This window comes from Pseudoalteromonas translucida KMM 520, assembly GCF_001465295.1.
Classification (GTDB): Bacteria; Pseudomonadota; Gammaproteobacteria; order Enterobacterales; family Alteromonadaceae; genus Pseudoalteromonas; species Pseudoalteromonas translucida.
In genome coordinates this window covers 576,747-590,562 of sequence record NZ_CP011035.1, presented here as the reverse complement: position 1 = coordinate 590,562, position 13,816 = coordinate 576,747, and the positions used below count along the sequence as shown (strand labels likewise).

The following is a 13,816-nucleotide window of genomic DNA, read 5'->3' as shown; positions in this document are numbered from 1 at the left end:
GGTGTAAGCTCAACAAATAATGAATTCTGAGCATAATTTAAAATAACCAAATTACAAAGTAATATCATCATTTTTTAACCATTGTTTTTAAGATGATCGGGCCACATATCTAATACGTATACACTTGCAAAGTTAAGGATTAATTAATGAAAAATGAAATCGACAACAAGCAAATTTTAGCTGTGTATGAACGCATAATACAACGCGGCGAAATGCAGGATGATGGTAAGCATTATCAAGGCGTTACCGCGTATTCAGACGCAGACGGTTATACCATTTATTTACAAGGCAGCGGGGTAGAACTGCGCTTTGGTTTTCATAATACGTATCATCTTGATTACGAACATGAAAAACACAAAGATGACTTTTTAAAAAAATTACACAATATTGCCAATGAAACCTAATGCTGCCACCCAGGCTTAAAAACGCGCCACTAGCAAGCTCAATACTTCCTTTATTACGCAAGTAATTATTGAGCTTGAAGCTAATCCGCACAAGCTCGAAATTATTCGCCACAACCTAGCTTACTACCGTACCCAAACCCATTTAAAAAAAGGCTTTCTTCTCGCTATTGAGCGATTTGACTGGGTGTTTGCAGCATGTAATAACATGGATGAAATTTGCGCACAAATTATGGCCGATGACTACATTGGAAATCGTCTTAGGCGTTATCCTCTTTTGTTCAAAGGTATATTAGCGCCTTAAATTAAGCTGTAACAATACCTCTGCTTTGTATATATATTAGCCCTTTTTGCTTTGCTATATTTACATTAACTTTATAAAACCAGCCTGTTGTTATAATTATATCCATTGCAATTTTGGCTATATAAACAGCAACACATACCGTTAGTGCTCTAATGATTACCGTACTAAGCATATTATTTGAAATTATTTACATTTTATTTCTTAGCAAAAATAACCCTCACTTACCTCGCGATAATATAATACATAAATACTTGTTTTTAATGAATATAAAACAATTTCAATGTTTGTTATTTACGTATACTAGACTACCTTATTTGTTAATGATTCATCTACATTTTGGCATCCGATCATTTACCTGCGCCTTGAATTGTTAGAGCTATTATCTTAAACTTATGTTTATTGAACGGTCAATTAATAATAAATATGCCTAAAGTTGGAATGGAACCTATAAGACGTCAGCAGCTAATTGACGCAACAATTGAGTCGGTTGCACAGCGCGGTTTACAGGCAACCACTATTAACAGTATCAGTAGAAATGCGGGATTATCCTCTGGCATTATTAGTCATTACTTTGGTGGTAAGCAGGGATTAATTGAAGCAACGGTCAGGTATTTACTTACGAGTTTAAAACAGGAGCTTGTTTGCAAACTTGAAGCAAATACCAACGCGACGCAGCGCTTAATGTTTATTATTGAAGCCAACTTTGCACTTGTGCAACAGCGTTCAGACACCACACGAACTTGGTTGAGCTTTTGGGCACAATCAATGCATGATGCCGAATTACACCGGCTACAAAATGTAAACAGCAAACGCTTGCAAAGTAATTTAGCATTTTCATTTAAGCAATTAATGCCCACTGAGCAAGCAAAACAAGCTGCCGAACTTAGCGCCGCCATGATCGACGGCCTATGGTTGCGAGCAGTACTTAGTAAATCAAACGAACATCAGTTTAATCACAGTGAAAAGCTAGCAAAAAGTTATGTGCATTCACTCATCAAGCAATATGGAGCCTAGCGTGACAACACCTGTCTATCAAAATTTTATTAACGGCCATTTCCTTGCAAATCAAAGCGGCAAAACATTTGATGTAACCAACCCAGCTACGGGTGAAGTTATTTATGCAGTAGAAATTGCTGACGAGTTTATTCAAAACGCTGCCATTGCAAGTGCAAAGCAAGGTTTTGCTCAGTGGTCGGCTATGTCGCCAATTGAGCGCAGTCGCATTTTACTCAAGGCCGTAGCAATTTTACGCGAGCGCAACGATGAGTTAGCGCTGGTAGAAGTACTTGATACCGGTAAACCAATGCAAGAAGCAAACTGTGTAGATATTGAAACAGGCGCTGATGTTATTGAGTTCTTTGCTGGTTTAGCACCGGCACAAGTTGGTCAACAACAAATGGTTGGCAGCGACTTTTACTATACCCGTAGAGAGCCTTTAGGTATTTGCGCTGGTATAGGTGCATGGAACTACCCGCTACAAATTGCCTGTTGGAAGTCGGGCCCTGCCCTTGCTGCTGGTAATGCGTTTATTTTTAAACCATCGGAAGAAACGCCACTTGGCGCAATTAAGCTAGCTGAAATTTTTGTAGAAGCTGGCGTACCCGCAGGTGTATTTAATGTAGTACAAGGCGCCGGCGATGTAGGCCAGTGGCTAACACAGCATACTGATATAGATAAAGTATCATTTACTGGTGAAGTGGGTACAGGTAAAAAAGTAGTTGCGAGCGCTGCGGGATCTTTAAAAGATGTCACCATGGAGCTTGGTGGTAAGTCGCCATTAATTGTATTTGATGATGCCAATATTGAACAAGCAGTAAGTGCTGCAATGTTAGGCAACTTTTATACTCAAGGCGAAGTATGTACTAATTGTACCCGTATTTATGTTCATAAAAATGTATATCAACAATTTATTGATGAGCTTAAAACCCGTACTGAACAAAATATTATTGCCGGCGATCCGCAAGATTTAAATACTAACTTTGGCGCGCTAATTTCTAAAAAGCATCAAGACTTAGTAATGAGCTACGTTAATAAAGGTATTGCAGAGGGCGCAACGCTACTAACCGGTGGTACAACACTTTCACCTGCATCTGCACCTAACGGCTACTTTGTTGCCCCTACTGTGTTTATTGATTGCAACGATGACATGTGCATAGTTAAAGAAGAAATATTTGGCCCAGTAATGAGCGTGCTGGTATTTGATGACGAAGACGATGTGATTAAACGTGCAAACGGTACTCACCTTGGCTTAGCTGCAGGTGTATTTACTAGCGATATTAAGCGTGCACACCGTGTTATTCATCAACTACAAGCGGGTATTTGTTGGATTAACGCGTATGGTAACTCGCCAGCAGAAATGCCAGTGGGTGGCTACAAGCAATCGGGCATTGGCCGCGAAAACGGCATAGAAACCCTCGATACTTACACGCAAACTAAATCTGTTTATGTTGGTATGGCCAACATAGAAAGCCCATTTTAAAGGATACTGATTATGAGTAATTCGTATGACTATATTATAGTGGGCGCAGGCTCTGCAGGTTGTGTGTTAGCAAATCGCTTATCGGCTGATAAAAACACCCGTGTATTACTACTAGAAACGGGTGGCAGTGATAAAAGCATTTTTATAAAAATGCCTACCGCACTTTCTATTCCAATGAATAGCGATAAATATGCGTGGCAGTTTCATACCCAACCTGAGCCACATTTAGACAACCGCGAAATGCATTGTCCGCGTGGTAAAGTACTCGGTGGTTCGTCATCTATTAATGGCATGGTGTATGTACGCGGCCATGCAAAAGACTTTGACGAATGGCAACACAATGGCGCAAACGGCTGGGATTACCAGTCGTGTTTACCGTATTTTCAAAAAGCAGAAAGCTTTTACTTAGGTGAAAATCAGTACCGCGGCGGTAAAGGCCCGCTGGGCGTTAATAACGGTAACGAAATGAAAAACCCTTTGTACTGCACCTTTATTAAAGCGGGTATTGAAGCGGGTTACGCACACACTAACGACTACAATGCCTCGCAGCAAGAAGGCTTTGGGCCGATGCACATGACGGTAAAAGACGGTGTACGCAGTTCAGCCGCACGTGAATACTTAGATCCAGTTAAATCGCGTAGTAATTTAACTATTGTTACCGGTGCACTTGCCCAGCGCATTATTTTAGAGGGCAAAAAAGCCACTGGTATTGAATACAAAGTAAATGGCGAAGTTAAAACCGCTGTTGCTGCAAAAGAAGTGATATTAAGCGCCGGCTCTATTGGCTCGCCACATATTTTACAGCTGTCGGGTATTGGCGATAGCGAAGTACTTAAAAAAGCGGGCATTGAGGTAAAACATCATTTACCCGGTGTAGGCCAAAACTTACAAGATCATCTTGAGTTTTACTTTCAATATAAGTGCAAACAACCTATTACCCTAAACGGTAAATTAGGGTTAATTTCAAAAGGTTTAATTGGTGCGCGTTGGTTATTAACCCGCAAGGGTCTGGGCGCGACAAATCACTTTGAATCCTGTGCTTTTATTCGCTCTAAGCCTGGAGTTGAATGGCCAGACTTGCAATACCATTTTTTACCTGCCGCAATGCGCTACGACGGACGTAGTGCCTTTGACGGCCATGGTTTTCAGGTGCATGTTGGCCATAACAAGCCTAAAAGCCGCGGCAGCGTTACTGTTGCATCGGCTGATCCTGAGCAACCACCTAAAATTGTGTTTAATTACCTACAACACCAAGATGACATTGAAGGCTTTAGAGCCTGTGTACGCCTAACCCGTGAAATTATTGAGCAAAGTGCCTTTGATGATTATCGCGATGAAGAAATTCAGCCAGGTAAGCATATTCAAACCGATGAAGAAATAGATGCCTTTGTCCGTCAAACGGTTGAAAGCGCTTATCACCCTTCTTGCTCTTGCAAAATGGGTGAAGATGAGCTGGCAGTCGTTAATTCAGACACCCAAGTACATGGGATCGCAGGTTTACGTGTAGTTGACTCGTCTATATTTCCAACCATACCAAACGGTAACTTAAACGGCCCTACCATTATGGTGGCCGAAAAAGCCGCTGATATTATTTTAGGTAATAAGCCATTAGCGAAGCTCAATGCACCAGTAGCAATGAGCGCTGACTGGCAAACAACACAACGTAATAGCAAGATATAAATTAAGCCATTAGCAAAGGTTTAACTACTTAGGTCGTTAAGCCTTTGTGAGACTCGCCGTGGCTCACGATATAAATTGGTTATGTTGTGTTAACGCGAGAAAAAACAATAAACGGAGTATTTATGAATTACTTTTATTTATTTTGGGAGGGCGATAATGACTATTTGGCTTAGTGCTGGGATTATTTTCACCTTATTAGCTGTAATCGCTATTTTATTTAAATGGGGCAATGTACGTGTTGTTGGCGTAACGCCTGTTAGAACATTTACCTTTATAGCCATATTATTTACCTCAGGCCTAGATGTTGGCCTTATTATGTTTCCGTTAACCGAATTTGCCGGTTATGCAGACATAAAAGCAAGCCCAGAGTACGCATTTGCCAATCCGCTAGCTATTGAGTTTGGCTATTGGGGGTTTTTAATCTGGGGATTTTACTTTCTTACGTGCTTTTATTTCTGTGTAATAGAACCTAAAGTTAAATTTTTCGACATTCCTTGGGTTAAGTTTATTAATAACGTTGTCATCATTGGCACCTGTGCATTTACTGCTTACCTACTACTGACTAATTTACCTTGGTACTTACCCGATTTAGGCGATGGTTCGAGTGTTATTCCGGTGTTTTATTTAATTGTGTTGGCTGCAATATCGTTTGCTGCCTACTCGAGTACCGACATTAAGTATGTACGTATTTTAAGTATTTCTACTACTTGGATGTTTTTAGCGCTCATTGCCTTTATGTGGGCGGGTGCATTTGTATTTGGTGACAGTGAATTGTCTGCCTTTTCGAATAACTTAGGCGCTATTGGTACTTATTTTGCCAATATTAATGAGTTTGTTTTACCGCTGAATGACTATCATGAGTTTTATTTATTTTGGTGGTTTGCATGGAGCATTATGATAGGTCAATTTACTGCACGCTTTGTGGGTGGATTAAGAACATATCAAGTATTGGCTGCGATGTTGATTTTCCCATCAATTCCAATTGCTATCTGGTTTAGTGTGCTTTATCACTACCACGAAGCTGGTATTCCTACTGAAGGTATTAAAAACTTTGCCATGGTATTTGTTGGTATTATTTTTGTAATTAACTCTCTTGATTCGCTTATCCGGTTATACACAGATAACTTAAACTTGACGGTTAAACGCTTAGGTAAATTTAAATACTTAACTATGAATATCGTTGCTTTGTCGTTGTTAACATTACTATTTAAGTTAGAGTTTTTACAAATTCAATGGGTTGGCGCATTAGTTATTGCCTTGTTCTTTATTTGTATTGCTTATATTGGCTACAACAAATTAAAAACGGTGAACGACATTATAGGCTCACCAAAAGCAAACAAAATTGATTACACCAAAATTGAAAATATGAGCTAGGAACAACATTATGAATAATAAACTAAAACAACTTTTTATCGCTTTACCTTTTACACTTTTATCTACAACTGCAGCGGCTAATTGGTCAACAACCATTACTGCCGCTTCTGACTATACTTTCAATGGTGTAACGCAAACAGATAACGACCCTGCAATTCAAGCAAGCCTTGATTACGCTTTTGATAACGGTGTATATGCAGGTGTTTGGGCCTCTAATGTAGATTTTGGTGATGACACTGATTTCGAACTTGATGCTTATGTAGGTAGATACATTCAGCTTAATGAACGCTTTAGTGCTGATTACGGTATTGCTTATTACACTTACCAAGGCAATAATAGTGATGGTAATTATGGCGAAGCCTATACTAAATTTGGCTATGCGAGTGATTATGGCCAAACAGAGCTTAACTTTTGGTACAGCTGGGATTACTTTGGCAGTGGTGCAAGTCATGTTATATCGCAAATAGCACATACATATGAGTTAGCACCTAACCATGCGCTACGTGCAAGTTTTGATATTTCGAACTCATTAGACGGTAAAAAATACGCATGGGATAGCAATGAAAAAAAATCTTACAACCATTACCGCTTAGCATACCAAACTAGCTACGAAGGCTTTAATATTGAAGTTGCCGCTGAGAACACCAGCTTAGATTACGACTACGCAGATGAGCGCCTAGTACTGGCCGTTTCACGTACGTTTAATTTATAAACTTAATTAAATGAATGCTATTACTTAGCAAAAAATGCCACTTAAGTTAAGTGGCATTTTTATGTGCGGCTGTAAAATATGCAATTAACTTGAACTCTGGTTAAGAGACTTACTAACGTATTGAATCATAGTTATAGTTATATTTAACTTTATTTTCTCTAGCCAGAGATTTTCAGTGAAAACAAGGCGTATTTACGCGTCAATAGCTGGCCTATTGCAGTAAATTCAACGTAGTTAGCGCTGAAAATAGCTGCTTGAGATAGGTTTATTATCCGGAGTTCAGGTGAACTAACTACTTATTTCCCAGGCGCTGGTTCCTGAGCCTGACATATTGCTCACATTTTTGTTGAGTAGTTTATTACCTACATTAACAGATGACTCTGGCCTACTTACTAAATAGCCTTGTACAGAGTTCACACCAATACGCTTTACTAATTCAAACTGTGCGGGCTCTTCTACACCTTCGGCCACTATTTTAAGTCCAAGCTTTTGTCCGAGTTCGCAAATAGTATTTAATATATCTAGATACTTTTTACTTTTATTTGCTTGAGTAATAAAAGAGCGATCAATTTTAATCACATCTATAGGTAAATCAGCCAAGGTACTTAAAGAGCTAAAACCAGTACCAAAATCATCAATGGCAATAGTAATGCCCTCTTTACGTAATTTTTCAAGCTCTTTAATTATAAAAGCATCTGCTTTTATAAGTGTTGATTCTGTAATTTCTAGCATCAGTGAATTAGGTGACAGCCCGGTTTTGGTAAGGGTTGCCATAACCCAGTCATATATAGATCTATGTTTTAGCTGCACGCCCGACACGTTTACCGATATTCTGACTTTGCGCAAACCAGCATTATGCCATGCAGCCATTTGTCTACATGCCTCTAGCATAATCCAATCGCCTAATTCTAAAATCAAATTAGACTCCTCTGCTATAGGAATAAATTCAACGGGCGAAATCATCCCCTCAATTGAATGGTTCCAACGTGTTAGTGCTTCAAAATAATCTATCATGCAATCTTCAACATGTACGATAGGTTGAAAGTTTAAATAAAAGTCTTTGCGGGCAACCGCTAAACGCAGCTCTTCTAACAAATAATGATAGCGGCGCATTTTATTACCCATTTCGGGAGAGTACACTTTAAAAATACCTTTACCATCGTGCTTTGCTCTATACATAGCTACATCTGCAAGTTGCAGTAAAGCTTGAGGCGTTGAGGCACTCTCTGGGTATTTTGCAATACCTATGCTGGCACTTATTTTTATAATTTTATTACCTAACACAAAGTCTTTTTCTAACTCGTTTAATACATGCCTTGCAACATCTAAAACTTGCGCTTCTGACTCAACTGATTCTATAAAAATAGAGAACTCATCGCCCCCTAGTCGAGATAAATTTTGCTCTAACTGGTTAGCTAGATTTATGTTATTTAACTTATTATGGCGTAATACGTTGGCTAAACGGGTTGCCACTTGAACTAATATTTCGTCACCAAAACTATGCCCAAAAGAGTCATTTACTTTTTTAAAACCATCCAAATCAATAAACAATAAAGCACATTTTAAATTTTCGACACTTACTTGGCTAATTTGTCTATCTATATGTTTAATATAGGCATGACGATCTATTAATAGGGTGAGTTTATCTTGGTAAATACTGGTTTGAGTTTGCTTTACATAGTGCTCAACATGGCTGTTAAGGGTGTTTATAGACTCACTCAGCCTTGTAATACTATTAGCGCTAGCTGCTGACTTTGTTTGTAAGTTAAATGCTTTGAGTAACGTATCAGCTTGTTGATTAAGATGAGTAATTTTACTGGTGTAGTAATGTTTTTTACGCTCTTTTTTTAAGTACACAAAGCCACTAAGAAAGATTACAAAAAATATAAATAGGTTTCGTGGGGATGTAAGCGTAATTAAAATTAAATCGTTAGCTTTAACCGCTATAAATTCTGTTTCGCTGGTTTTTAATACTATAAAAGTTATATTGTTTTGCTTAACAATATAATAGCCATTTAATACTGGGTTATACCAAGGGGCCAATGTCAATGGAGTGGTATTTATTTCAAAGTGACGAACATCGATATTAGAATGAAATAAATTAATTTTATCTATCTGATTACTTATACCTATATTAATACTAAAACATAAAGAAATAGCCATTATTATAATTACATTTATAGATTTTAATTTATTCACTAAAAGGTCCATCTAAGGTTGTTAACATATTAAAGCATAAGCAAATAAAACATCATATACGCTGTTTTTACTACTAATTAAGTTATTGTACAATCCTTAAGGATTGCAAGGTACTCATTATTATCTAATTAAGTGTATTTTAAAGCTGCCATGCGTAACTTACTTTAGTAAACAAGGTGCGCTGATCACGCTCTATGCTTTTAAGTGAATCATCTTGGGAACCTTTATCTGAATACCCTAAGTAAAATAATGTTTGCGCATTAATTTTGTACGAATAAACAAGTTGGCTGCCGTAATCTTTATTAATTTGGCTCACTTGATAAAAATAAGCATTTTCGTTGCGATCAATATCTTCAAATTGCCAAATAAGCTTTAGCATTGAGCGCATATTAAATTTATAGTAAAGCCTAAAATCAATCAGGTTAGCTGTAAACACACGCTCCCCTTGTGGATTGTCTAATTGGCTGTAGCTATGTTTTACATCAACTTGCCAATGGTTGTTTATATCCCACACAGCTTGAGTTTGGGTATCAAAAGCGTCACCTAGCTGCTCATTACTGTAATCAATGCGACTCCCGTATTCAACATACAAAGACAATCTGAGATCTTTTGTTGGCTTAAATCCGCTGTAAATATAACCAATGTTTTGATTGTAAAAATTAGTATTATAATTTTCATACCTATGTATCAGCCCTATTTCGAAAATAGACTGCTTTTGGCCTTTAAAGCTTAAATAACCTTCATACTCTTGTTCGAGTAAATCGCCATTTTGCGCCCAGGTTTTATCCCAATCAGCTACGTATGACCAAGAGGTAACTAAATCATTTTCACCTCGATACCAGGTTTGCCCGCCCCCTAATACAACTTTTTCGTAATCGACCTTAGCTTGATAACCTAAATCGGTACGATAATCTGCGCCAATGTTTTCGTACTCCGCAAATAATTTATAATCGCGTTTATCGCGGGTAAGCTTAATTGCATACGCTTGATCGGATTGCGTTTGCGACAGGTTATAATTTTCAACTAAAAATGTTGAGTTGCGGGTATCACTGCTCGCAACTTGATAACTTAACGTGTCTGATTGGTTAAACCAGTAACTACCATCAAGTGATAAAACCGTATTGCGGTAGTCATCCCCTTCACGATGCGTACTTGAAACCCCTATTGTGCCTTGCTGGCCAATATCGTACTGGTAACGCGCTACTGCCGCTTTGGTATTTTCGTTTAAGCTTGCAAATCCAGAGCCCTGATTAGTTGGCAGTAAAATATTGCTATTGTCATCATCGGCAAACATAACCGCATAACTGTGATTAGCTGTTTTACCGGTTAATTTGGCGCCTAGGTTAGGCTCTGCAATGGTACGAGTATATAAAAGCTCAAATAAACTACTTTTAAAATATGACGCACCGTCTAAAAAAAACGGCCGCTTTTCTTCATAGTAAATTGAGTAAGTGGTATTAATATCCAGCGTCAGGGAGTCGGTTTCTACTTGCGAAAAGTCAGGATTTATAGTGGCGTTTATAACGGCGTCTTGGCTTAAGCCCCAGCGTAAATCAATACCCACTTCGGCGTTTACATTGCCATTTTCCCAATCACCCGGTAACTGTGATTTGGTATCGTTACGCAGCGCAGTTAAAGTAGGCGTTAATTGCAGGTTTTTACTGGCCGCTATTTTTTCAAAGCCGGTAAGTTTATCAAACTGGCAAAGGCTGCACTTAATATCGCGATCAAACCCAACGTTCGATAACTGATAAAGCACATCTCGTTGATAATTGCGCATTAGGGCAAAACCCCAAGTTAATTGCTCCTTATTTTGTGCAAAACGCAGAGCTTTAAAAGGAATGCGCATTTCTACCACATAGCCTTGCTCAGTAATCTTACCTGCGCTATCCCAAATGGCATTCCAAGAAAGGTCTTGTTGCCAGCCATCGGTGTCGGTCATACGAATATCGCCCTGAGCCCCTAGCGGGTTCACATAAAATTCATAACCAGAGCGCTCATCATTAAAGGTATCAATTACCAGTGCTACGGTATCATCTTGCCACAGGGTATCGCGATCTCGCAGTGCAGCGCGAATGTGTGTTGGGTCGGGATCGTGTGCAACAAACGCTACATATAAGTTACTGCCGTCTTCGTATATATAAGCATCGGTTTTTACCGGCGGCGCACCTTTTTCATCTGGCTCATCTTGGTATTGTAATGCAATACGCGTGGCATCTTGCCAATGCGCCTCATTCATTACCCCATCTACTGTTATATTTTTATTAATACGCGTGAGTGAATAGTGTTGTTTATTGGCAAGCGCGCTGGGAGTGGTGAGTAAAAGAAAGCAAAAGCTTAAAATAAAGAGCACTGATTGTTTTTTTATTATTATTAAGTACTGCATAAACATCCATTTAGACTTAAATTACTCAATAAGAGTAATTTCTGGCGTGGATTGTAGTTTATACCAGTGGGTTTGTTAACACCTTGCAAAGATTTTTTTGCATAACATTAACTAATTAATAATAAAGAAGTATTTAAGCGCAGCGATTAGGTTTCAATAAGCTTGAGTTTATCAGCAATACCATTCCACTCATCAGCATCATCTGGGGCTGGTTTTGCCTGGGTAATGCGTGGCCATATAAGCGCAAGTTCGGCATTTAGCTCGGTAAACTCTTGTTGTGACTCTGGTAATTCATCTTCTTGATAAATAGCATCAGCTGAACATTCAGGTACGCATAAACCACAGTCAATGCAATCAATTGGGCTTATAGCTAAAAAGTTAGGGCCTTCAAAAAATGCATCTGCTGGGCACACTGATACGCAATCTGTGTACTTACATTTAATACAATTTTCGGTGACTACAAATGCCATAATGGTTCAATGCCTAAGGTTTTATAACGACAACGGCGGATCATACCCAACCAAGGCTAAAATACAATATATAAGTGCCATAATAGCGTAATTTAACGTAAAATAAGCGCCTTATGTTTTGTGGTGCAATTTGCGCTACTCCCCTTATTGTGAGCGGTAATTAAAAGCCCGCTAAGACACCTAAAAGAGACAAAATGATACGTTTAACCGAAATAAAACTACCGCTAGATCATGACGAAAATGCAATTAAAGATGCTATTGTCAGTAAGCTAAAAATAACGCCAGAACAGTTACATAGTTTTAATGTGTTTAAACGTGGTTACGATGCCCGTAAAAAAACAGCTATTTTACTTATTTATACCTTAGATATAAGCGTTGATAACGAAGAGCAGTTGCTCACTACCTTTGCCAAAGATCAGCATGTAAAAGTAGCACCCGACACCGCTTATAAGTTTGTTGCCCAGGCAAATAACGATTTAAAAGAGCGCCCTGTCGTAATAGGCTTTGGCCCTTGTGGTTTATTTGCGGGTTTAGTGTTGGCACAAATGGGCTTTAAGCCAATAATATTAGAGCGTGGTAAAGAAGTACGCGAGCGCACTAAAGATACCTTTGGCTTTTGGCGTAAGCGTGCCCTAAATACCGAGTCAAATGTACAATTTGGTGAAGGCGGCGCAGGTACATTCTCCGACGGTAAATTATACAGCCAAGTAAAAGATCCAAAACATTATGGCCGTAAAGTTATTACCGAGTTTGTTGCCGCTGGCGCGCCAGAAGAAATTTTATACGTAAGTAAGCCGCACATAGGAACCTTTAAACTGGTAACTATGATTGAAAAAATGCGCGCGCATATTGTAGAGCTAGGCGGCGAAATTCGCTTTAGCACTCGCGTAGACGATATTCATTTAGAAGACGGCCAAGTAACGGGCTTAACCCTGTCAAATGGCGAGCAGCTAAATACCCGCCATGTAGTGCTTGCTGTGGGCCACAGTGCCCGTGATACCTTTGATATGCTATATAAAAAAGGTATTTACATGGAAGCTAAACCATTTTCGGTGGGCTTTAGAATCGAGCATAAGCAATCTATGATCGATGAGTGCCGCTTTGGCGACAATGCAGGTAACCCCATTTTAGGCTCTGCTGATTACAAACTAGTTCACCACTGTGATAATGGCCGTACTGTATATAGTTTTTGTATGTGCCCAGGGGGGACTGTGGTTGCAGCTACCTCTGAAGAAGGCCTAGTTGTTACCAATGGTATGAGCCAATATTCACGTAGTGAACGCAATGCAAACAGCGCTATTGTTGTGGGTATTTCGCCAGAGCAAGACTTCCCAGGTCACCCATTAGCGGGTATTGAGTTACAACGTAAACTTGAAAAACAAGCATACGAACTTGGCGGCAGTAATTACGATGCGCCAGCACAACTTATTGGCGACTTTTTAAAGGGTAAATCGTCATCAGCTTTAGGCGATGTGCAATCATCTTACACGCCGGGTATTAAATTAACCGATTTAGCCAATGTATTACCTAAATATGCAATTGATGCTCTGCGTGAAGCAATTCCGGCATTTAATAAGCAAATTCGTGGTTTTTCAACTAATGATGGCTTACTAACAGGTGTAGAAACACGTACCTCTTCGCCGGTAAGTATTAAGCGCGATAAAACACTTCAAAGTATTAATACTAAAGGGCTTTACCCTTCTGGCGAAGGCGCAGGCTATGCCGGTGGTATTTTATCGGCAGGTATTGATGGTATTAAAGCCGCTGAAGCGGTGGCGCTTTCAATGCTAGAAAACGCAAAATAAGCGTTT

At 39.1% G+C, this 13,816-nt stretch carries 11 protein-coding genes; 8 read left to right on the top strand and 3 right to left on the bottom strand.

The window, feature by feature from the left end; translation table 11 throughout:
• Positions 1 to 146: 146 nt before the first annotated feature.
• From PTRA_RS18075 to PTRA_RS18050, 7 genes are all read left to right on the top strand, one after another.
• On the top strand, positions 147 to 404 hold the full coding sequence (locus PTRA_RS18075; protein WP_011330048.1) for a DUF3081 domain-containing protein: 258 nt from the start codon (positions 147 to 149) through the stop codon (positions 402 to 404).
• Positions 405 to 456: 52 nt separating this feature from the next.
• Positions 457 to 705, top strand: coding sequence for a hypothetical protein (locus PTRA_RS19310; protein WP_083497565.1), 249 nt, complete (start codon positions 457 to 459; stop codon positions 703 to 705).
• A 438-nt stretch (positions 706 to 1,143) separates the two neighbouring features.
• Entirely contained in the window at positions 1,144 to 1,719 is a 576-nt protein-coding gene (betI, locus tag PTRA_RS18070) for a transcriptional regulator BetI (RefSeq protein WP_058375021.1), read from the top strand.
• 1 nt (position 1,720) lies between these two features.
• Positions 1,721 to 3,184 carry a betaine-aldehyde dehydrogenase gene (betB, locus tag PTRA_RS18065; RefSeq protein ID WP_058375168.1) on the top strand — a complete coding sequence of 488 codons (1,464 nt, stop codon included), beginning with the start codon at positions 1,721 to 1,723 and terminating at the stop codon, positions 3,182 to 3,184.
• Between the two features lie 12 nt (positions 3,185 to 3,196).
• Positions 3,197 to 4,864: a choline dehydrogenase gene (gene betA / locus PTRA_RS18060; protein WP_058375020.1), complete on the top strand. Its 1,668-nt coding sequence runs from the start codon at positions 3,197 to 3,199 to the stop codon at positions 4,862 to 4,864.
• 156 nt (positions 4,865 to 5,020) lie between these two features.
• Positions 5,021 to 6,238 carry a BCCT family transporter gene (locus tag PTRA_RS18055; protein ID WP_058375019.1) on the top strand — a complete coding sequence of 406 codons (1,218 nt, stop codon included), beginning with the start codon at positions 5,021 to 5,023 and terminating at the stop codon, positions 6,236 to 6,238.
• Between the two features lie 10 nt (positions 6,239 to 6,248).
• A complete protein-coding gene (locus tag PTRA_RS18050; RefSeq protein ID WP_058375018.1) occupies positions 6,249 to 6,950 on the top strand; it encodes a TorF family putative porin in 702 nt (233 codons plus the stop codon).
• Between the two features lie 288 nt (positions 6,951 to 7,238).
• Here PTRA_RS18050 and PTRA_RS18045 read toward each other — a convergent pair whose 3' ends face one another.
• The 3 genes from PTRA_RS18045 to fdxA all read right to left on the bottom strand — a co-directional run bounded on the left by PTRA_RS18045 (position 7,239) and on the right by fdxA (position 12,005).
• Positions 7,239 to 9,149, bottom strand: a complete 1,911-nt coding sequence (locus PTRA_RS18045) for a putative bifunctional diguanylate cyclase/phosphodiesterase (protein WP_058375167.1) — start codon at positions 9,147 to 9,149, stop codon at positions 7,239 to 7,241.
• A 139-nt stretch (positions 9,150 to 9,288) separates the two neighbouring features.
• On the bottom strand, positions 9,289 to 11,535 hold the full coding sequence (locus PTRA_RS18040; RefSeq protein WP_058375166.1) for a carbohydrate binding family 9 domain-containing protein: 2,247 nt from the start codon (positions 11,533 to 11,535) through the stop codon (positions 9,289 to 9,291).
• A gap of 146 nt (positions 11,536 to 11,681) precedes the next feature.
• Complete coding sequence (gene fdxA / locus PTRA_RS18035; RefSeq protein WP_058375017.1) at positions 11,682 to 12,005, bottom strand: ferredoxin FdxA; 324 nt, start codon at positions 12,003 to 12,005, stop codon at positions 11,682 to 11,684.
• Positions 12,006 to 12,199: 194 nt separating this feature from the next.
• On the opposite strand from fdxA, the gene PTRA_RS18030 reads away from it, so the two are divergent.
• Complete coding sequence (locus tag PTRA_RS18030) at positions 12,200 to 13,810, top strand: NAD(P)/FAD-dependent oxidoreductase (RefSeq protein ID WP_058375016.1); 1,611 nt, start codon at positions 12,200 to 12,202, stop codon at positions 13,808 to 13,810.
• Positions 13,811 to 13,816: the final 6 nt, after the last annotated feature.

Excerpts from the sequence above, each read along its gene's own strand:
- PTRA_RS18075 (WP_011330048.1), top strand. The coding sequence starts at position 147 with ATGAAAAATGAAATCGACAACAAGCAAATTTTAGCTGTGTATGAACGC.
- betI (WP_058375021.1), top strand. The coding sequence starts at position 1,144 with ATGGAACCTATAAGACGTCAGCAGCTAATTGACGCAACAATTGAGTCG.
- betA (WP_058375020.1), top strand. The coding sequence starts at position 3,197 with ATGAGTAATTCGTATGACTATATTATAGTGGGCGCAGGCTCTGCAGGT.
- PTRA_RS18055 (WP_058375019.1), top strand. The coding sequence starts at position 5,021 with ATGACTATTTGGCTTAGTGCTGGGATTATTTTCACCTTATTAGCTGTA.
- PTRA_RS18050 (WP_058375018.1), top strand. The coding sequence starts at position 6,249 with ATGAATAATAAACTAAAACAACTTTTTATCGCTTTACCTTTTACACTT.
- PTRA_RS18040 (WP_058375166.1), bottom strand. The coding sequence starts at position 11,535 with ATGCAGTACTTAATAATAATAAAAAAACAATCAGTGCTCTTTATTTTA.
- fdxA (WP_058375017.1), bottom strand. The coding sequence starts at position 12,005 with ATGGCATTTGTAGTCACCGAAAATTGTATTAAATGTAAGTACACAGAT.
- PTRA_RS18030 (WP_058375016.1), top strand. The coding sequence starts at position 12,200 with ATGATACGTTTAACCGAAATAAAACTACCGCTAGATCATGACGAAAAT.